This window comes from Streptomyces sp. YS-3 (assembly GCF_045257485.1).
Classification (GTDB): Bacteria; Actinomycetota; Actinomycetes; order Streptomycetales; family Streptomycetaceae; genus Streptomyces.
In genome coordinates, this window is the sequence record NZ_JBJHPC010000073.1 from 1 (window position 1) to 19,190 (window position 19,190).

The window sequence follows — 19,190 nt, forward strand, 5'->3', positions numbered from 1 at the left end:
GATCTGGGGGGTGAACCGCCCCTTGACCAGGGCCTCGGCGGCCCGCTGCTGGCTCCCGGCGGCCCAGCTGTCCTGGCGCGCCCGGGAGATGGCGAACCGCGCGGCCACCGTCTCCCCCGTCAGCCCCATCGGGCCGCCCGAGAACGGGTCGGTGACCAGCGAGAACGTACCGTCGATCCGGGGTTCCCCGGGGAGTTCGTCGGCGGCGCGCTCGCCGTAGTCGAGCAGCGGCTGCCGGGTCATCGACTCGTTGCCGCCGGCCACCATCACCTGCGCCTCGCCCAGCGCGAGCGTCTGGGCCGCGGACCAGACGGCCTGGAGGCCGGAGCCGCACAGCCGGTTGACGTTGTACGCGCGGACCCCGGCGGGCAGTCCGGCGGCCAGGGCGGCGCGCCGCGCGTTGAACGCGTCCGGCCCCACCTGGCCGACGCAGCCGAGGACGACCTCGTCGACGCTCTGCGGATCGACGTCCGCGCGCAGCAGCGCCTCCCTGATCACCAGGGCGCCGAGCCGGTGCGCCGGGACGGACCGCAGGGCCCCCTTGAAACGTCCCACGGGTGTGCGTGCCCCGTGGACGACCGCGATGTCGGACAGCATCAGATTCCCCGCTCCTCCGGCCGGTCCAGGACCCGCCTGCGGAAGGGGAGGGCCGCGCCCTCCCGGCCGGACTGACGGAACGGAACCGTTCCGGCTCGTAGCGGGAACGTACTCCTGAGGGGCACGGAACGCAACCGTTCCGTTCCGTGTTAGTCTCCGATCATGGCCGCCCTCCCCGACGACGACGTGCGCCGCCCGCCCGCGGGAGCGGGTGTGCTGCGCGAGTCCGTGACCGAGACGATCCGCCGCGCGATGTTCGAGGAGCTGGCGGAGTCCGGGTACGCGCGGATGTCCATGGAGGCCGTGACCCGCCGCGCGGGTGTCGGCAAGGCCGCGCTCTACCGCCGCTGGCCGTCCAAGGAGGCCATGGTCGTCGAGCTGGTCTCCGAGGCCGCCGCCGCCCACATCCCCACGACCACCGACTCGGGGTCGCTCCACGGCGACGTCGAGCGGTTCCTCCGCGAGACCCTGCGCGCCCTGCGGCACCCGCTGGCGGGCCGGATCATCCCCGACCTGCTGGCCGAGTCGGCCCGCAGCGCCTCGCTCCACGACGCGCTGCACCTGGCGGTCCTCGGACCGCGCCGCGCGGCGGTCGCCACCCTCCTGGACCGGGCGGCGCACCGGGGCGAGCTGCCGCCCGGCATCGACACGGCCCTGGCCACCGACCTGTTCGGCGCGCCGCTGTACTTCCGCATGCTGGCGGCGGGCGGCCCGACCGACGACGCCTATGTCACGCGGCTGACCCACGCCGTCGTGGCGGCGGTCGCCGCGAGCCGCTGACCGCCGGGCGCGCTCACCCGGGCAAAAGCGCGGCCTCCATGTCGCAGCACCCGCCGCGCCGCATCAGCCGCCCCACCGACAGCCACGCCTCGTCGGCGTCCGCGTGCCGCTCCGGCGGCTCGAAGGTGTCCACCAACTCCTCGGTTGTATAAGGCACTCCGCCCCGCAGCACCGAGACGGTCCGCACCATCGCGTCGAAGTCCTCGAACGGGTCGCCGTCCACCACCGTCAGATCGGCGATCTTCCCCTGCTCCACGGTCCCGAGATGGCGTTCGACCCCGAAGAGGCGGGCCGGGAGCACGGTCGCGGTACGCAGGGCCGCCGCCGGGGAGAGCCCGCCCCGGTGCAGCGCGCGCAGCCCCAGGTGCAGCGAGAGGCCCACGGGCACGATCGGGGCGTCCGTGCCGAGCGCCACCAGGCCGCCCGCCGCGAGGACCCGGCGGTAGACGTCCGTCTCCGTGCGCAGGGTGGCGAGCTGGGCCTCGGTCGGTGGCACGCCCGCCGACTGCCGTACCGCCGCGGAGTCCCACGGCGGCATCACCACGGTCACCCGCGGATCCGCCGCGAGCCCGGGGTCGGCGCCGATCAGCGGCGCCGAGGTGAAGGGGGTGGCGATGAGCGCGAAGTTCACCCCGCGCGCCGAGTAGATCTCCACCACGTCCTCGTACGCGTGCCCCGACGCGGTGGTGGCATGGCCGGACTCGGCGCGCTGGGTGGCCTGGAGATGGGTCGTCAGGTCCTGTCCCAACTGAACGCCGGGCGACAGCAGATGGCTTCCGGCGCGCACCCCGAGGCGTTCGTGCGCGAACCGCGCCGCCTCCTCCATCACCCAGCCGGGCGCCCGCACATAGGTCTTGACGAAGTCCCAGTCCAGTGCCGCGCCACGCTCCAGCGACCGCCGCAGCCCCGCCGGGGTGCGATGGGCGCGCCCCATGCTGTAGGCCACCCGGGAGCCGTCGAGCAGCTCCCCCGTGGTCAGCAGGCGGGGCCCGGCGAGTTGCCCGGCGGCGACCGCCTCGCGGATCCGTGCCTGTTCGTACGCGAACCCGCCGAGGGAGACGGCGGTGGTGATGCCGTAGGTGAGCTGGCCCACCGTCTGGCGGCCACCGTAGGTGCTCTGCCAGGGGTGGGTGTGCGTGTCCCACAGACCGGGCACGACCGTACGCCGCGAGGCGTCGATCCTTCGCAGCGCGCCCCGGCCGCCGCGGTGCGGCTCGACGGAGGCGATGCGCCCGTCCCGTACGACGATGTCGACGTCGTCCCGCACCCTCTCGCCGGTGCCGTCCCACAGCCGCCCGGCGTGCACCACGGTGTCGGCGGGCGCGGGCGTACGCGCCTGGAGCGCCACCCGGACCGTGCGCGCGGGGCCGCCCTCGGCGCCGATGAGCCGCAGGCGCGAGCCGGACAGGTACAGCAGCGTCCTGGAGTCCCCCGACCAGGAGGGGTGGTCGGCGGGCTCGTCGGTGAGGGTGCGCGGCGGGCCCTGCGGGGTGCCGTCGGGGGCGACGGGCAGCAGACAGAGGGCGGACTCGACGATCACCGCCATCCAGCGTCCGTCGGGCGACCAGACGGGCCCCGAGTCGTACCGGTCGGAGACGGAGACGTGCGGCGCGACCGCGTGCAGACGGGCGGTGCCGGTCTCGGTGTCCACGACCCGGATGAGGTTGTAGCCCTCTCTGAAGCGCGCGTTGAGCCGGTTGCGGTCGCAGAAAGCGAGCCGGCGCCCGTCGGGCGACCAGCTGGGACGGCCCGGCAGGCCGCCGCCGCCCAGGGGCGCGGCCAGGACGCGTTCGGTGCCGGAGGCCAGGTCGCGCAGGAGGAGGCGGCCGGTCATGTCGAAGCAGGCGAGCCGTGTGCCGTCGGGCGAGAGCGCCGGGTGCACCCGGCCGCCGGTCGCCAGCGCGGTCTCCTCACCGGTGGCCAGATCCCGTCGGTACACGCCGAGCAGTCCGTCGCGGTCGTCGGAGTAGAGCAGCGCCGTCCCGTCGCGGGTCCAGACCGGACCGAGCAGATAGCGGGTCGGTGCCGACCTGCGCAGCCGCCGGGGCGCCCCGGTACCCGAGGTGTCCGCCAGCCACAGCGTGTTGAGGGCGGCGAAGGCGATGTGCCGCCCGTCGGGCGAGAGCGCGGGCAGATGGACACCCCGCACCGGCCGCACCCGCCCCTCGCCTAGGTCGTACTCTTTGACGCGGTACCTCGGGCGCTCCACCGGCAGCACGCCCTCGAACGGGATCGGCTCCGTCTCCCCGGGCCGCTCCGGCCGTACGAGGGTGAAGTGCCCGTCGACCGTCAGCAGCAGCTCCCCGGCGGCCGTCCAGCGCGGCGGCACCGGCGCGATATCCCCGGCGACGGCCACCGGTTCACCGTCGACGACGAGCACGCAGGAGCCGTTCGGCGCGGCCGTGGTGCGCAGATACGCCAGCCGGTGGCCGTCGGGCGCGAGCGCGGGGCACATGACCTGCGCGGCTGCGCTCTCCGTGTGGACGACGCCGACGGGTCCGGCGCCGTCGGCCGCGACGGCGGCGACGGTCCGCGCCTCCACACCGAGTCCCAGCGCGGTGGTGACGACCTTCGCGCGCACGAACAGGACGCGCGCGCCGTCCGGCGACCAGCTGGGGTCGAAGTCCTCCCAGGCGCCGTCCTGGAGCGGCCCGTCCTGACCGGGGAGTCCGGTCAGCCGGGTGAGCCGCCCGGTCCGCAGGTCCAGCACATGGACGCGGTACGCGCTGCCCTCCACCGGGTCGCCCGCGCGCTCGGAGGCGAAGGCGATCCGCGTCCCGTCGGGCGACCAGGCGGGTCCCCGGTCGTCCCACGGCCCGTCGGTGCGCCGGCGCACGTCCGAGCCGTCCGGGCGCATGGTCCACACGTGGTAGCCGCCGCCCTGGTAGGCGCAGAAGGCGATGAGCGAGCCGTCGGGCGAGTGGACGGGCCGCAGCGGTTCCAGCCCCGCCGGGGTGAGCGGTGCCGCCTCGCCGCCGTGCCGGGGCAGCGACCACAGCACGCTCTGGACCTCGGCGACCAGCCGGTCCCCGGCGGGCGACAGGCTCGCGGAGCCGTTGGTGGCCTCGCTGAACGACAGGGGGAGCCCGGCACGCGGGCGGGCAGCCGCGGGGACCGTCCCGACAGCGGTGACGGCCCCGGCCGCACCGGCTGCGGCGAGCAGTTGACGACGGGACAGGGAGCTCGCGGCGAGGCCGCCGGTGTCACGATCCATGCCCCCACACGCTGGCGCACCACGCTTCCCATGGGCAACAGTGCCATTCCGGCCAGACGGGCGACGGTCAGATCCGCCAGGACCGTATCCGGTCGGCCGCGTCATAGGCGTCGGTGTGGCCCGCGTCCATGTCGCGGGCGAGGTCGATGAGGGCGCCGTACGGGGCGTCCAGGCCCTCGCCCGCGGCGTTCATGTACGCGACGACCACCGCCGCGCCGAAGAGCGCGTTGCGGGCGGGCAGCGGGCGCAGCCGGATGATGGCGTGCATCAGGGCCCCCGCCCGCCAGGAGTTGTCGACGGTCGCCTCCACCCGGGGGGTGTTGACGCGGTGGCGGCCGACGGCGGCCACCAGGCTGGAGAAGTCGTGGACGGTGGGCTGTTTCGGCAGCACTTCCGTCTGGCGTTCGAGCAGCCAGCGGATGTCGATGTGGAACTCCACCGTCAGGCGGCCCGCCCCGAGGTGTCCCCCCGGCCGGGGGCGTCGTCCGGGAAGGCCGCGTCGAAGGCGTCGCCCTGTTCGGCGATGAAGGAGCGGAAGACCTCGGCCGCGCCTTCCAGCCGTGGATCGCGGACCGCCTCGTACGCCGCCTGTGTGATGAGCGCGGTCACCGTCGACCCCTCCGCCGCCGCGCGCTCCTTGAGCAGCGCGTGCAGTTGGTCGTCGACCCGGATCGTCACCGACTTGGACATGCTTCGACCGTACCGCAGGCGGCACGGAGCGGGGCGGTCTCGTCCGAAACGGTCCCGAACGGTCCCGCCGCCCTCGCGTCCTGCGGACAAGTCGGGGACGGGCGTCAGGCGTTCGCCGCGTACCGCCAGAAGTCGTGCATCGCGTCGGGGAGCGGGCTGGGGCCGCCCAGCTCCAGCTGGGTGAGCAGGATCGCGGCGGTGCCGGTGGAGGGGACGATGTACGAGGCCGTTCCGGTGCCGCCGACCCAGCCGTACCGGCCCGGCGCGTTCCACGGCTCGTCCGGCGCGATGTCGACCGAGCCGCCGAACCCCCAGCCCTGGCCGACCAGGAACAGCCTGCCCGACTCGCGCTGGGCGGGCGTGAGGTGATCGGTCGTCATCTGCCGTACGGCGGCGGACGACAGCACACGTCGGCCGTCGAGCGTCCCCTCGGCGAGCAGCATCCGGGCGAAGGTGTGCAGATCGTCGACGGTCGAGACGAGCCCGCCCGCCCCGGACGGGAACGCGGGCAGCGTGCTCCACTGCCCGTCCTGCGCGTCGACCTGTTCCAGGCCGCCGTGGTCGGCGCCGCCGACCCGGTAGTAGCCGGTGAAGCGGCCCAGGTCGGCGGCCGGGACCGCGAAGCCCGTGTCGGTCATGCCCAGCGGCTCGAAGATCCGCTCGGCGAGGAAGTCGGGCAGCGGGAGACCACCGGCCCGGGCGACCAGGACGCCCTGGATGTCGGAGCAGATGTTGTACAGCCAGGCCTCACCCGGCTGGTGCAGCATCGGGATGCGGCCGAGCGCCGCCATCCACGCGTCCGGTGCCGCCACGGCCTGCGGCTGCGGGGGGCCCTGGAGCAGCTCGGTGAAGAGCGGGGCGACCGCCGGGAGCGAGAAGTCGGCCGGGAAGCCGTATCCGGCGCGGAAGGTGAGCAGGTCCTCGACCGTGATGGGGCGGGCGGCCGGGACCACGTCGTCGAGGGGGCTCGCGGGCGTCCGCACCACGGACGGGGACGCCAGTTCCGGGAGCCACCGGGCCACCGGCGAGTCCAGTGCGATCCGGCCCTCGTCGACCAGGGTCATCACCGCCGCCGCCATGATCGGCTTGGTGAGCGAGGCGATACGGAAGATCGAGTCCCGGGCCATGGGGGTGCGGCCCCCGGTGTCGGTGGAGCCGACGGCGGCCACCTCCACCCGGTCGCCCCGCGCCACCAGGGCCACGGCCCCCGGCGCGCGGTCGGCGCCCACGTGCTTGTCGAGGATGTCGTGCAGCTCGCTCATCGGTCCGCCTTCACAAGTCGGTGCTGGGCAGTCGGAGGGAAGACCGCCGGCGGCCCCGGAACTCATCGGTCCCTCGCCCACCGAATCCGTCGCGCCCCCTGCCACCTGCGCGGACGACTAGGATCACGAGGATTTTTCACCACGGGGGAAGGAAGGTGACCGGTGCGGGTTGGGGGCATGGGCATCGCGCTGGCGACCGCGGGAGCGGCGCTCGCGGTGATGCTGGCGGGACGCGGGGGCGGCGAGTCCGAGCACGAGGGCGCGAGCGGCGCAATCGGCTCGCCGGAGCCGAAGCCGGAGCCGGAGCCGGGCAACGGCGAAGGCGCTCCCGCCAAAGGGTCCGGCGCGAGGGGCCGCGAACGGGCCGGGGTCCGCGCCGCTTTGACGGCCGCAGCCAGGAGGACCGGCGAGCCGGTCTCGTACAGGACGCCGCAGAGCGGGGAGCCGGGCTCGGGCGGCTCCGGGACGGTGTTCCAGAAGCCGCCGTCCGCGAGCGTCGTCAAGCCGGCATGAAGACGGTCGTCAGCGAGGTACGGACAGAGGTGAGGGGCGCCGCCCGGCCGGGTGGCACCCCCCTGTTTGTCTGACGTCTGTCATCTCTCCTCGGGGACGGGGATCAGCGGTTGAAGACGCTGGTGCGGCTCCCTTCGACGGCCGCCGTGCCGTCCAGCGGGGTCTGGTTGGCCAGTCCGCACAGCTGCGCGGGCGTCAGGCCCGCCAGCGCCTTGAAGTCGCGGTTCAGATGCGCCTGGTCGTAGTAGCCGCAGGCCGCCGCGAGTTCGGCGAGTGACCCGTGCGAGCCGTACGGGAGCGTCAGCGCCCGCTGGAACCGCAGGATCCGGGCGACCGACTGCAACGGCAGACCGATCTGCTCCCGGAAGAGCACCTGGAGCCTGCGGCCACCACGGCCGGTGGCCCCGGCCAGCTCACCCAGGGTCATCCCACCGTGGCGTGCGCTCAGCCGGCTCCAGGCCTCGGCGACCACGGGGGACGGCACGGGTCCCTCGGCCAGCCGGCTCGCGAGGACGTCGTCGAGGAGCGCCCAGCGCGCCTCCCAGTCGGGCGCCGCGGCGAGCCGTTCGGTCAGCCGCTCCGTCCATCTCCTTCCCAGCAACTCGTCCGGGTGGACGGTCTCGTTGGCCAGCTGGTGCATGGACACGCCCAGGCACATATAGGCGCCCAGCGGGGTGAAATCCACTTCGACGGCCTGTCCCGAACCCCGGTACCCACCGAGCACGGGTGACGTCCGCAGACCTCCGACCAGCGAGTACCACGCCCCGCCCGACCCGCTGTCCGCGGCGTCGAACAGATGCAGCGGGTCGCCCCAGCCGACGATCAGCGTCACCGTTGCGGCGGGCAGGGTCAGCCGCGCGGGCATCCCTGCCGGTGTGCGCCGGCCCCGGTACTTGACCACCCGGCCCCGCAACCAGTCGGGCGCCGCTCGTTCCACACTCTCCCCTCGGTCTTCGGTAATCAAGGATGCTTTGGCCTCCACCTGCAACCCTCTCCTCACCATGCGCGTGTTCCGCCGACCGGAATCCGGCAAGGCAGTGCGCCTTCTTACAAGACCAGCGGTCGGCCTCGGCAGCAGTCTGGGACGGCACAGGCGGTCAAGGCCAGGAATGGACGAACCCCTGGCCGAATATCGGCCACCGCCCGAGGCCGGGCGCATATGCCCCTGGTCTACGGCCAGTCGGGCGGCGGTACGGACGGCCCGGCGGGGCCGACGCGGGTCGGTCCGTTTCCCTGTTGCCACCCGCCCACGGGGGTGGCGGGTGGCAACAGGAAAGCGGACCGTGCCACGGGAACCGCGCGGCCGGGCCAGGGCGTCCCCTCCGGCACCGGATGATCACTGTCTGTCGCACGGAGGACGTCGCCATGGCCGCTACGGCTGACCGCTACCTCTACCTCGCCCGCCACGGCGAGGCCCTGCCCGACGAGAGCGGACTGACGGAGAACGGGCGCCGCCAGGCCGTCCTGCTCGGCCGGCGGCTCAGGGGCAGTCCGCTCTCCGTGGTGCTGCACAGCCCGCTCGCCCGCGCCGAGCAGACCGCGCGCCTGATCCACGGCGAACTCGACGGCGTTCCGCTGGAGTCCTCGGAGCTCGCCGGGGACTACATCCCCTACGTGCCCCGCGCGGAGGAGCTGCCGGCGCAGTGGGCCGAAGGGCTGCTCGACCGGCTCGCGCGGTTCCCGGCGCGGATGCGCGAGCGGGGGCGGGAGCTGGCGCCCGCCGCGCTGGAGCGGTTCGCGCGCCCCGTGGAGGGCGACGAGCCGCGCCATGAACTGGTCGTCACCCACAACTTCCTCATCGGCTGGCTCGTCCGGGCAGCCTTCGACGCTCCGAACTGGCGCTGGCAGGGGCTCAACCACGCCAACGCGGCCCTGACAGTGATCCGTTACGCGTCCGACCGCCCCGCCTCCGTCGTCTTCTTCAACGACATGGGGCATCTGCCGCCGGAGCTCCGCTGGACCGGCTTCCCTCCGGAGTTCCACGTCTGAGCGACCGGGCGGCGAGCGGCGGATGGCCGGATTCCGCGCGGCGGTACGCCGGTGGTGTCCACCTATGATCGTTTCGAGGGTCCGGGCGGGGGTCGATCCAGGCGATCGGGGCACCGGCCCGGCGCGACCGCACGCGACCACGGAGGCTGAACGGGCATGGCTGAGCGACAGGTTGTCATCGTCACCGGAGGCGGGACGGGGATCGGCGCCGCCACCGCCCGGCTGCTGGCCGGCGCCGGACACCGGGTGGTCGTGGCCGGGCGCCGCCCCGAGCCGCTGCGCGAGATCGCCGAGGAGACCGGCGCCCTGGCCCACCCCTGCGACATCGGTGACCCCGAGGCCGTACCGGGGCTGGTGGACGCGGCCCTCGCGGCGTACGGCCGGCTCGACGGGGTGGTGCTGAACGCCGGAACCGGACGCAGCGGGGCCGTCGGCGACACCTCCGTGGAGGACTGGGACCTGGTGATGCGCACCAACCTCACCGGCCCGTTCCTGCTGCTGCGCAGCGCGCTGCCGCACCTGGTCGAGGCCCGCGGCTCCGTCGTCGCGGTCGCCTCGGTCTCCGCGCTGCGCAACGGGGTGGGCAACGCCGCCTACGCCACGTCGAAGGCCGCGCTGCTCCAGCTCTGCCGCTCCCTGGCGGTCGACTACGGGGCGAAGGGGCTGCGTGCCAACACGGTGTGTCCGAGCTGGGTCCGTACGGAGATGGCCGACCGGCGTATGGCGCGGTTCGCCGAGGAGGCGGGCCTCGCGGACGTCGACGAGGCGTACGAGACGGCCACGCGGCTGCTGCCCGCCCAGCGGCCGGGTGAGCCGCGGGAGGTCGCCGAGGCCATCGCGTGGCTGCTCTCCCCGGCCGCGTCGTTCGTCAACGGCGCGACGCTCACCATCGACGGCGGGGCGACGGCGCTCGACCCCGGGACGGTGCCCTTCGACTACCGCGTCGAGAGGCGCGGGGACGCGACCTGACCTGGGCCGCGACCTGACGTGCGGGGCCGGTCCGGTGGCCGTCGGGCCGCCGGACCGGCGTCGGCCGGCTCCCGGTCAGGGACCCGAGACCAGGTTCACCACGTTGCTCGCGGAGTTGGCGGTGCCTCCCTTGTCGTTGATGACGTGGCTGATCGTGCCCGTACCGCCCAGCGAGACCGTCACCATGTCGTGGAAGCGGACGCCGGCGGTGTTCGGCGCCTCGAAGGCCCGCTCGGCCACCACCGAGGGGTTGGCGCTGAAGTAGCAGTAGCTGCCCAGGCCCCACGCCTCGTGGCTGGTCACCGCACTCGCGACCTTGTACGCGTCGTAGCCGCGGGTCGAGCCGTTCGTCCACGCGGACTGGTTCGGCGGGTCGTAGGGCATCTCGTTCTGGAAGAAGTACGTACGGCCGCCGTTGCCGTTCCAGATCACCTGGTGCTGCTGGTAGTGCTCGACGAACAGGCCGTACATCGTCACGTCGGTGCCGTTGACGACCAGTCCGTTCGCGGCCGTGTTGCTGGACCAGCCGACGCCGCTGCCGTGGTCGGCGCGCCACAGCCACATGTGGTCGCCGATCACGTCGGAGCTGTTGACCACCAGGCTCTGGGTGGCCCGGCCGACGCCCGCGCCGCCGATGCGGAAGAAGACGTCGTGCAGCGAGGTCGGGTCGGCGGCGTGCCGGGCGGTCGCGCCCGGGGCGCCCACCCGCATAAGGAGCGCGGAGTTGGTGGGACCGGCGTCGATGAGCAGTCCGGCGACCTTGACGCCGTCGACGTCCGCGACGTTCATGGCGGTGACGCCGTTGTCGGGTATCAGGGTCGCCAGACCCAGGCCGAGGACGACGGTGTCCGGGCGGTTCACCTCGATGGTCTGGTTCAGGTGGTAGACACCGGGGGTGAACAGCAGGTTCTTGCCCTGCGCCAGCGCTCCGTTGATGTCCGCCGCGGTGGCGCCGGGCTTGACGACGAAGAACTGGCCGATCGGGAGCGAGGTGCCCGCGGGGGTGCCGTTCGCCCAGGTCGTGCCCTGGGTCGCGGTGCGCAGCGCGGGGACGAACACCTGGTAGGCGCCGGCCGCGTCCACGTACAGGAAGGGCTTCTCCCGGGTCACCGGGCTCTGCGCCACGGTGGTGTAGGGCGGGCTGGGGAAGGTGTTGGCCGGGGCGTTGGTGTCGCCGACGAAGACCATGTTCCAGTTGGAGCCGTTCCAGCTGCCCCACTGGCTGTTGCGCGAGAGCCACTGCTGCTGCGAACCGGACCGCACCTGTCCGTCGATCTTGGAGTCGGCCATGAACCCGCCGCTGGACCAGCCGCCGTCGTCGAGCTGGAGGTTTCCGCGCACATGCATACGGCGGTACGGGGCGGCCTGCGAGACGGCCCAGCGGTCGCTGCCTCCGTTGGGGGTGACCGACAGGTTCTCGGCGGAGCGCCAGAAGTTCTGGGTGGCGTTGCCCTGGAACCAGTCGGCCTCGGCGTGCACGGCGCCGTTGATGGTCACCGCGTCCGGGGTGAGGCCGAGCCCGGCCACCTGGGTGTAGAAGCCGACGTTGGCGTCCACGTTGTAGCTGCCCGGCTTGAAGAGCAGGGCCTGGCGCTGGGCGCCGAACTGGTTGGACTCCTGCCGGCCGAAGACCTGGTCGAGCCTGCTCTGGATGGTGGCCGAGGACATCGACGGGTCGAAGACGGACACATTGGGCCCGAGGTCGGGGTCGCCGCCGCTCGGCGGCTGGCTGTCGGCCGCGTCGACCTGGAACGACTGGGCCGTACTGCCGTTGCACGCGTACTGCTGCATCCGCGCCCCGTCGGCCGTCGAGGCGGCCGGGACGTCGAGGCACTTGCCGCTGTTGCGGTTGACGAAGTGGTACCGGCCGGCGGCCTCCTCGACGGGCTTCCACTGCTGGTTGCCACCGCCGCCGTACGTCCAGAGCTGGACCGGCGCTCCGTCGGCGGTGGAGACGTCGGTGACGTCCCAGGACTTGGCGGTGTCGTTGCGGTTGTCCACCCGGACATAGCCGCTGTCGGTGGGCTGGAACCGCCACTGCTGTGCGGCGGTCGCGTTGCAGGTGTACTGCTGGACTGCCGTGCCGTCGGCGGTCCCGGCCGACGCCGCGTCCACGCACTTGCCGCTGTGCTGCGCGGTCACGGTGACCCAACCGGTGGGCAGGGTCGCGGCTCGGGCTTCGGGGGCGGTGAAAACACCGGTGGTCAAGGAGGCGGCGAGCGCTCCGACGGCCACCAGTGAGGCTGCTCTGCCACGCACGCTCCGACGGTCGGGCGGAGTGGGGGTTGCGGGAATGGTCATGGCCTCACCCTTTCTTCAAGGCGTGAAGTTAGGGCTCCCCCATGGACACGTCAAGGGTTCAGACCTCGAACGTCTGGTCTGAACCAGGGGCTTGACAGACTGTTGGCTCACCACTTAAGCCACAGGGCGAAATAAGAGGTTTTCGCCAAGGTGTAGACCAATTTCGACAGAAACCGGAGCTCTTGTGTTCACTGCATGAACGAACAAAGAGCCATACGGCAGCACCAAAGAACATTCCCTGAAGCATTAAGCGGCGAGCAGACCACTTGGAGTCCCCCGGTCATCGCGATCCGCCTGAGCTGCGAGACTGCAATTCCAACGCCCGTCAAATTGACGAACCATCAGCATTTGTCGGGAGAAGCGAAACGCTCCTGAAAGACCGATTCACCCCGTATTGCGGGGCAGATTAAGCCCGTCCGGCCCGTATCCGAAAATTCCGTTGTCATCTCGTTAAGGGCTAACTTCTTGACGGCATCGCAGGGGCAGGGTTGGCTTCCAGCCACCTCGGCCGAAATTTATGCGGCCATGTCAGGGAGGTTGTTTTTAAGTGAGCACGCGTATCGGCCGTGGAGCGATGACAGCGGGTGTCGTCGCGATGGCCGTCACCCTCGCCGCATGCGGCGGCGGGAGCAAGTCCGACGGGTCCGGGCAAGGCGCCAAGAAGAAGGACCTCAAGATAGGCCTGCTGCTTCCGGAGAAGCAGGCTGCTCGCTACGAGAAGTCGGACAAGCCGCTCATCGAGAAGATGGTCGGTGAGCTGACCAGCGGCAAGGGTCAGGTCGTCTACGCGAACGCGGAGCAGGACGCGGCGCGGCAGAACCAGCAGGTCGACGCCATGATCGCCAAGAAGGTCGACGCGCTCATCATCGACGCGGTGGACTCCAAGGCCATCGGCGGCGCGGTGCAGCGGGCCAAGGACGCGGGCATCCCCGTCGTCGCCTTCGACCGGCTCGCCGAGGGCCCCGTCGACGCCTATGTCTCGTTCGACAACGAGGACGTCGGCCATGTGCAGGCCAGGGCCCTGCTGGACACCCTGGGCACGAAGGCCAAGGACGGCCAGATCGTGATGATGAACGGTGCCCGCACCGACCCGAACGCCGCCCAGTTCAAGAAGGGCGCGCACGCCGAGCTGGACGGCAAGGTGAACATCGGGAAGGAGTACGACACCAAGGAGTGGAAGCCGGAGAACGCCGCCGCGAACATGCGCAGCGCGATCACGGCGCTGGGCAAGGACAAGATCATCGGTGTCTACTCCGCCAACGACGGTATGGCCGGCGGCATCATCAGCGCCCTCAAGGCCGCGGGCGTCTCCAAGCTGCCGCCGGTCACCGGCCAGGACACCGAACTCGCCGGAGTCCAGCGCATCGTGGCGGGCGAGCAGTACATGAGCGTCTACAAGTCGTACGCGGAGGAGAGCCCGATCGCCGCGCAGATGGCGGTCGCGCTGGCCAAGAAGCAGAGCCTCATCTCCATCGCCAACTCCAAGACCAACAGCCCGACCAAGAGCGACATCCCCACCGCGCTCGTCCCGGTCGTCGCCGTGATCAAGGAGAACATCCGCTCCACCGTCATCTCCGACGGCCTCTACACGATCGACGAGATCTGCACGCCCAAGTACAAGGCCGCGTGCAAGTCCGCCGGACTGCAGTGACGGCCCCGGCCGTAGCGCGCGCACTCCGACCGTGAAGACCTCTGCCCGGCCCGCAGGACGCGGGCCGGGCAGAGGTCTTTCCCGTTGCCGTACAGGACGGGGTTACGGCCCCGTCAGCCCGTCGTAGGCGGCCTTCGGCGGGCGGCGCAGCCGGGGCTCCGGGCGGGCCGCGCCGGAGGCGCACGGCTCGAACCCGAAGGGCGCGAGGAGCTCGGCCCGGAAGGACGCGGGCGCGGTGGCGTAGGCGGGCAGGGACGCGTCGTCCACGATGCGCAGGACCGGGTCCAGGACGACTTCCAGGGCCGCCGGGTGGGCCGTCGGGGCTATGCCCACGGCGGCGAGCAGCCAGTGGTCCTCCTCGCCCGGTATCCGTCCCTCGTGGTCACGCGCGGGCATCAGCGCCGGCCGCAGTCCGTGCAGCCGCAGGAGGGCTCTGTGTTCTTCCTCGTCGATGGAGACACCCGGCGGGATCCAGACCGCAGCCGCCTCGGGCACTCCCGACCCGGACTCGGCGACCCACACCTTGCCGGTCTCCAGACCGAAATGCGCGAGGATGAGCCGGAGTTGGGCCTGTGACGCCGAGACGAGAGCGGCGGTCTCGGGCGGCAGCCCTTGGTCGCCGGAGAGCAGACGGACTATCGCGTTCACATCCTGCAGGGACGCACGCCGAGCGCTGACCCTGTGCGCAAAAGTGAGGGCCATAAGCCGTGCCTTTCGCTGTGGTGCGTGAGGACGACTGTGGCCTCACGCACCTCTTTGGCTTCTCTTTACCGAGGCTACCCGCCCAAGGGTAAGGGCATCGTATGAATCCGGGACCCCTCGTCCGGCTGGGATTTGTGCGCCGAAGGAGGCGCCCGGGGCGCGCGACGACATCTGGGCGCCGTCGCGTGGCACCGCGAATCGGGCGGGACGGAGCCGGCGCCAGGGTGTGCGTCTGCGGCTCTCACCTTCCTGACCTGCGGTGACGGGTGCGGTAGGCGGGGATGACGCCATCGAGAACCCGGCCATGGTGCCACCTTCGCCGCGCTCCGACGCTGTCCGGCCTTCTCATGGCGCCACAGGGGTGCCATTCCGGCGGACCCCAGGTCGACGGCCTCCGCCACGAGCGGACCGTCTTCGTGGCGGCCGGGGTGCCGAGGGTGCACGTGCCCCGCGCCGACGAGGCGTCCCCCTCGCCTCAGAGGTTGTGGGCGACCGGGTGACGGGGCTCGTAGAAGGCGAGCTCCGCCCCGCTGGGCAGGCGGACCGCCGCGATCCGGCCCCACGGCTGGTCGCTGACGGGGCGCGTGATCGCGACCCCCTTCGCCAGGAAGTCCTGCACCTGGGCGGTGATGTCGTCGCACATCAGATACAGCTCGTGCTTGGGCTCGTCCGTGGTGGGATGGACGGCCAGCTCGGCGGGCGGAAGCCGGAAGATGAGCCAGCCCTGGCCCGCGTCCACCCCCGGGAAGCCGAGCACGTCCCGGATGAAGGCCCGGTCGGCGTCGGCGTCCGTGCTGTAGAAGATGGCGTGCGCGCCACTGAACATGCTGCCCTCGCTTCGTCGTTCTTCCGGCACCGGCTCGTCCCGGCATCCTCGCAGCCGGACCGCGGGCCCCCCGTCGACACGCGCGACCCGGCCGGACCCTATCCGTTCCGGGTGCGGCGGAAGTCGAGTAACGCTGGACCGGGCGGGGAGGCAGCCCGGCCGCGGCTCACCGCTCCGACCGGGGAAGGCCCGTCCGCCCGTCCGCCCGTACGCCCCGCCCCGCCCCACAGGCCACCCGGGTCACCCAGCGTCACAATGGGACCGTGGAGTGGTTCGTCGCGCCCGACTACTGGCTGAGCCGGCTGGTCTTCCAGCGGGCACTCGCCGCGATCTATCTCGTCGCGTTCCTCGGCGCGGCCCGGCAGTTCCGGGCGCTGATCGGTGAGCGCGGCATGCTCCCGGTGCCCAGCTATGTCGAGTGGGTGCCGTTCCGGCGGGCGCCGAGCGTCTTCCACTTCCGCTACTCGGACCGGTTCTTCGCCGTCTGGGCCTGGACGGGTGTCCTGGTCTCGGTGGGGCTGCTGGCGGGGGTCGACGGCCGGGTGCCGCTGTGGGGCGCGATGCTGCTGTGGCTGCTGCCCTGGGCGTTGTACCTGTCGATCGTGAACGTCGGCCAGACGTGGTACGCCTTCGGCTGGGAGTCGCTGCTCCTGGAGGTGGGGTTCCTCGCGGTGTTCCTGGGCAACGACGAGGTGGCGCCGCCCATCGTCGTACTGTTCCTGATGCGCTGGGTGCTGTTCCGCGTCGAGTTCGGGGCGGGGCTCATCAAGATGCGCGGCGACGAGTGCTGGCGCAAGCTGACCTGTCTCGACTACCACCATGAGACCCAGCCCATGCCGGGCCCGCTGAGCTGGTTCTTCCACCATCTGCCGAAGCCGTTCCACCGGGTCGAGGTCGCCGCGAACCACGTCACCCAACTGGCCGTCCCCGTGCTGCTGTTCACCCCGCAGCCGGTGGCCACGGCCGCTGCCTCGCTGATGATCCTCACCCAGCTGTGGCTGATCCTGTCGGGCAACTTCTCCTGGCTGAACTGGACCACGGTCGCCCTGGCCGTCACCGCCGTCGACTTCTCCGCGCTCACCGACGGCCGGCGCTTCCCCTCCACCCCGCTCTGGTACGAGGTGGTCGTACTGGCCGTCGCCGCGGGCCTGCTCGCCCTGAGCTACCGCCCGGCCCGCAATCTGTTCTCGCGCCGCCAGATCATGAACTACTCCTTCGACCCGCTGCACCTGGTCAACACCTACGGCGCGTTCGGCAGCGTCAGCAGGCTGCGGCTGGAGGTCGTCATCGAGGGCACGGCGGACCCGCTGCCGCTCGTGGACTCCGACTGGCGGGCGTACGAGTTCAGGGGCAAACCCGGGGATCTTAGGCACTGGCCGCGCCAGTTCGCCCCGTACCATCTGCGGCTCGACTGGCTGATGTGGTTCGCCGGTCTCTCCCCGGGCTACGCGCGGCCATGGTTCGGCCCCCTGGTGGAACGCCTCCTGGACAACGACCGCGACACCCTGCGCCTGCTCAGGCGCTCCCCGTTCCCGCCCGACAGCCCGCCCCGGTACATCCGCGCCCGGCTGTTCCGCTACCAGTACACGACATGGCGCGAACTGCGGAGGACGGGGGCGTGCTGGAAGCGGACGTACGTACGCGACTTCCTGCCGCCCACGCGCCTCGGGACGGCCGAGGGCACACCGGAAGGCATGACCGGGGGCGGGAGCGGGCTGACGGACTGACGGCAGACGGGCTGACGGGCTCACGGGCTGACGGCGGGGGTCAGGCCTGGCAGATGCCGCGCTCGTAGTCGAACGTGGCGGTCGCCTGCGAGTACCGCCACTGCGGGGCGAGCAGCTTCGACTTCAGCTGGGCCGCGGCCTCGGGGCTCTCCACCACGTATCCGAAGTCCTGGAGCCAGGAGGGGTACAGGTTCTTCGAGCCGATGTAGAAGGCCGAGTCGTCGACGGAGACCAGCTTGTGGTGCTGCGCGTACGGGTGGCCGTCGGCCCACTTCGGGCTGTCCGAGCTGCGGAAGGTGGCGAGCTGGAGGGTGGAGCACATCTTCGCCCGGGCGGCGCCCTTGTCGCCGGTGAGCAGGGCGAGACGGTCGCGCAGGGTGTCACTGACCTCGGAGAGCGACTTGATCTGCGAGTAGCCGCCGCTGCCGACCGCGCCTCGGTTGGCGGGGTCACTGACGACGATCCGCACCTTCACACCGGCGGCCATCTTCGCCGCGAGCGCGTCGTAGAGGCGGATGTCGTAGCGCGGGAGCGGCGGGCAGGTGGCGTTGACGTCCTGCTGGGAGATCTCGATGTGGTCGCGGGCGCTGCCGACGAGCGCGCGCAGGGCGCTCTCCTCGGGGTTGACCGTGTCGTAGTCCCGGTCGGCGTTGGTGTTGTCGTGCAGCCCGACGACGCACTTGGTGTCGGGCGCGGTGGGCAGCGTCGGGCGGAACGCGGAGGCCGGGTCGTTGTTCTTGATGCCGACGCCGAGACCGCCGACGGCGATCACGGGGACGTTGCCGTCGGCGTTGCCGTCGGCGGGGGTGGGGGCGTCCTGCGCGAGCGACGGCATGCAGCCGGCGCCGTTGGAGGAGGCGAACCAGACGCTGGCGATGTTGGACTTGTTCTGGCAGGTCCAGGCCCACAGCGTGTCCAGGTACTTGCCCGCGGAGCCGGCGGCCGGTCCCGTCAGTGCCAGGTCGACGTCCGAGACCGGGTGGGCGGTGTCGAGGTAGTCGTCCTTCCAGCCGTTGATACCACCGGTGAGCGCCGAGCGGTTGTCGACGACCAGCAGCTTGGAGTGGTTCCACGAGAACGCGGTCTTGGAGGTGGTCATCGAGGCCACGTTCAGGGTGACGTTCTTCGCCGCGTCGCCCAGCCTGCCGACGAGCTCGTCGCGGTACTTCGAGGGGATGACGTTGAGGTGGTAGATCGGCGCGGCGCCGACGAGGACGCGGACCCTGAGCCGGTGCCCGGCGGCGGCCGAGGCCTTGAGGCCGTCGACGACGGCGTCCTCGAACGCCCCGTTGGGGAACGGCGCGAGGGTGGATATGTCGACCGTGTGCTCGGCCTTGGAGATGTTCTCGGTCATCTTGGCGAGCAGCCGCTTGGTCCCGGGCCGCTCGGCGCACTTGTCGTCACCCCAGCAGCCGGGGGTCTGGAGCAGCCAGTCCGAGGGGTCGGCCGCCGAGGCGTCGAGCCGGTTGCCCGCGGTGCGCTCCCAGACGGTGCCCTCCAGACCGGGCGAGACCTGGCGCAGGGCCTGTTCGACCGCGTCCAGGTGCGTGGTCGTCGTCCCCGGGGCGGGCGGGGTCCCGCCGGAGTCCGCGAGCGCCGGGGCCGCGGGCAAAACCGCGAGCACGGTGGAGCAGGCCACCAGGTGACCGGCGAGACGGGTGCGGCGGCGAAGCTGACGGTGAGCCAATGGTTTTCGCATTCTGGTCGGGAGGACGTTCACGAACGCCCGTGCGGGGTGGGCGAGTCGGTCCACGGCCCGCCCACCAAGATCAACTAGCTGAGGTTACCAATCGGGCGGAAGCGTTCGGACCGGAACGGGGAGGTGGGGTTCGCAATGGCCGAGAACCGCCGGTCGGGGGCGGCCCGGGCGCGCGGGGGTGCGCAGCCCCCGGCCCCGCCTGGAGCCGGACACGGCCCGCCACGGGCCCGTCCGCGAACGCCCACCGGCGCCACCGGGCCAGTCCGCTAC

At 72.0% G+C, this 19,190-nt stretch carries 15 protein-coding genes and 1 pseudogene; 6 read left to right on the forward strand and 10 right to left on the reverse strand.

The genetic code is table 11. From position 1 onward, the window contains the following. Nucleotides 1–597, reverse strand: a pseudogene (locus tag ACJA3G_RS09600) (acetyl-CoA C-acyltransferase); the annotation flags it as partial. A gap of 162 nt (nt 598–759) precedes the next feature. On the opposite strand from ACJA3G_RS09600, the gene ACJA3G_RS09605 reads away from it, so the two are divergent. After that, on the forward strand, nt 760–1,377 hold the full coding sequence (locus ACJA3G_RS09605; protein ID WP_406552479.1) for a TetR/AcrR family transcriptional regulator: 618 nt from the start codon (nt 760–762) through the stop codon (nt 1,375–1,377). A 13-nt stretch (nt 1,378–1,390) separates the two neighbouring features. On the opposite strand, the gene ACJA3G_RS09610 is transcribed toward ACJA3G_RS09605, so the two are convergent. The 4 genes from ACJA3G_RS09610 to ACJA3G_RS09625 all read right to left on the reverse strand — a co-directional run bounded on the left by ACJA3G_RS09610 (nt 1,391) and on the right by ACJA3G_RS09625 (nt 6,543). After that, on the reverse strand, nt 1,391–4,591 hold the full coding sequence (locus tag ACJA3G_RS09610) for an amidohydrolase family protein (protein WP_406552480.1): 3,201 nt from the start codon (nt 4,589–4,591) through the stop codon (nt 1,391–1,393). A gap of 67 nt (nt 4,592–4,658) precedes the next feature. Beyond that, nucleotides 4,659–5,030, reverse strand: coding sequence for a toxin Doc (locus ACJA3G_RS09615; RefSeq protein WP_406552481.1), 372 nt, complete (start codon nt 5,028–5,030; stop codon nt 4,659–4,661). 2 nt (nt 5,031–5,032) lie between these two features. After that, on the reverse strand, nt 5,033–5,281 hold the full coding sequence (locus ACJA3G_RS09620; RefSeq protein WP_406552482.1) for a ribbon-helix-helix protein, CopG family: 249 nt from the start codon (nt 5,279–5,281) through the stop codon (nt 5,033–5,035). A 104-nt stretch (nt 5,282–5,385) separates the two neighbouring features. Then, the gene (locus ACJA3G_RS09625; protein WP_406552483.1) at nt 5,386–6,543 is read right to left on the reverse strand and encodes a serine hydrolase domain-containing protein; all 1,158 of its coding nucleotides are present in this window, start codon (nt 6,541–6,543) and stop codon (nt 5,386–5,388) included. Between the two features lie 162 nt (nt 6,544–6,705). Between ACJA3G_RS09625 and ACJA3G_RS09630 the strand changes: the two genes are divergently transcribed. Further along, nucleotides 6,706–7,056 carry a hypothetical protein gene (locus ACJA3G_RS09630; RefSeq protein WP_406552484.1) on the forward strand — a complete coding sequence of 117 codons (351 nt, stop codon included), beginning with the start codon at nt 6,706–6,708 and terminating at the stop codon, nt 7,054–7,056. Between the two features lie 103 nt (nt 7,057–7,159). On the opposite strand, the gene ACJA3G_RS09635 is transcribed toward ACJA3G_RS09630, so the two are convergent. Beyond that, nucleotides 7,160–7,993 (reverse strand): helix-turn-helix domain-containing protein, encoded by an 834-nt coding sequence (locus ACJA3G_RS09635; RefSeq protein ID WP_406552485.1) that lies wholly within the window; start codon nt 7,991–7,993, stop codon nt 7,160–7,162. A 428-nt stretch (nt 7,994–8,421) separates the two neighbouring features. Between ACJA3G_RS09635 and ACJA3G_RS09640 the strand changes: the two genes are divergently transcribed. Together ACJA3G_RS09640 and ACJA3G_RS09645 are read left to right on the forward strand one after the other, a co-directional pair. Then, the gene (locus tag ACJA3G_RS09640) at nt 8,422–9,045 is read left to right on the forward strand and encodes a histidine phosphatase family protein (protein WP_406552486.1); all 624 of its coding nucleotides are present in this window, start codon (nt 8,422–8,424) and stop codon (nt 9,043–9,045) included. Between the two features lie 156 nt (nt 9,046–9,201). Further along, on the forward strand, nt 9,202–10,014 hold the full coding sequence (locus tag ACJA3G_RS09645; RefSeq protein ID WP_406552487.1) for an SDR family NAD(P)-dependent oxidoreductase: 813 nt from the start codon (nt 9,202–9,204) through the stop codon (nt 10,012–10,014). Nucleotides 10,015–10,089: 75 nt separating this feature from the next. Here ACJA3G_RS09645 and ACJA3G_RS09650 read toward each other — a convergent pair whose 3' ends face one another. Then, nucleotides 10,090–12,315 carry an RICIN domain-containing protein gene (locus ACJA3G_RS09650; RefSeq protein ID WP_406552488.1) on the reverse strand — a complete coding sequence of 742 codons (2,226 nt, stop codon included), beginning with the start codon at nt 12,313–12,315 and terminating at the stop codon, nt 10,090–10,092. A 547-nt stretch (nt 12,316–12,862) separates the two neighbouring features. Here ACJA3G_RS09650 and ACJA3G_RS09655 point away from each other — a divergent pair. Further along, nucleotides 12,863–13,966, forward strand: a complete 1,104-nt coding sequence (locus ACJA3G_RS09655) for a sugar ABC transporter substrate-binding protein (RefSeq protein WP_406552489.1) — start codon at nt 12,863–12,865, stop codon at nt 13,964–13,966. A 102-nt stretch (nt 13,967–14,068) separates the two neighbouring features. Here the strand turns inward: ACJA3G_RS09655 and ACJA3G_RS09660 are convergent, their stop codons facing one another. Continuing rightward, a complete protein-coding gene (locus tag ACJA3G_RS09660) occupies nt 14,069–14,614 on the reverse strand; it encodes a hypothetical protein (protein ID WP_406552490.1) in 546 nt (181 codons plus the stop codon). Nucleotides 14,615–15,143: 529 nt separating this feature from the next. Further along, nucleotides 15,144–15,494 (reverse strand): VOC family protein, encoded by a 351-nt coding sequence (locus ACJA3G_RS09665; protein ID WP_406552491.1) that lies wholly within the window; start codon nt 15,492–15,494, stop codon nt 15,144–15,146. A gap of 263 nt (nt 15,495–15,757) precedes the next feature. On the opposite strand from ACJA3G_RS09665, the gene ACJA3G_RS09670 reads away from it, so the two are divergent. Further along, a complete protein-coding gene (locus ACJA3G_RS09670) occupies nt 15,758–17,221 on the forward strand; it encodes a lipase maturation factor family protein (protein WP_406552492.1) in 1,464 nt (487 codons plus the stop codon). A gap of 40 nt (nt 17,222–17,261) precedes the next feature. Here ACJA3G_RS09670 and ACJA3G_RS09675 read toward each other — a convergent pair whose 3' ends face one another. Beyond that, nucleotides 17,262–18,908, reverse strand: coding sequence for a phospholipase D-like domain-containing protein (locus ACJA3G_RS09675; RefSeq protein ID WP_406552493.1), 1,647 nt, complete (start codon nt 18,906–18,908; stop codon nt 17,262–17,264). Nucleotides 18,909–19,190: the final 282 nt, after the last annotated feature.

Coding starts and splice junctions, on each gene's coding strand:
- ACJA3G_RS09645 (WP_406552487.1), top strand. CDS start 9,202: ATGGCTGAGCGACAGGTTGTCATCGTCACCGGAGGCGGGACGGGGATC.
- ACJA3G_RS09640 (WP_406552486.1), top strand. CDS start 8,422: ATGGCCGCTACGGCTGACCGCTACCTCTACCTCGCCCGCCACGGCGAG.
- ACJA3G_RS09665 (WP_406552491.1), bottom strand. CDS start 15,494: ATGTTCAGTGGCGCGCACGCCATCTTCTACAGCACGGACGCCGACGCC.
- ACJA3G_RS09605 (WP_406552479.1), top strand. CDS start 760: ATGGCCGCCCTCCCCGACGACGACGTGCGCCGCCCGCCCGCGGGAGCG.
- ACJA3G_RS09610 (WP_406552480.1), bottom strand. CDS start 4,591: ATGGATCGTGACACCGGCGGCCTCGCCGCGAGCTCCCTGTCCCGTCGT.
- ACJA3G_RS09620 (WP_406552482.1), bottom strand. CDS start 5,281: ATGTCCAAGTCGGTGACGATCCGGGTCGACGACCAACTGCACGCGCTG.
- ACJA3G_RS09650 (WP_406552488.1), bottom strand. CDS start 12,315: ATGACCATTCCCGCAACCCCCACTCCGCCCGACCGTCGGAGCGTGCGT.
- ACJA3G_RS09625 (WP_406552483.1), bottom strand. CDS start 6,543: ATGAGCGAGCTGCACGACATCCTCGACAAGCACGTGGGCGCCGACCGC.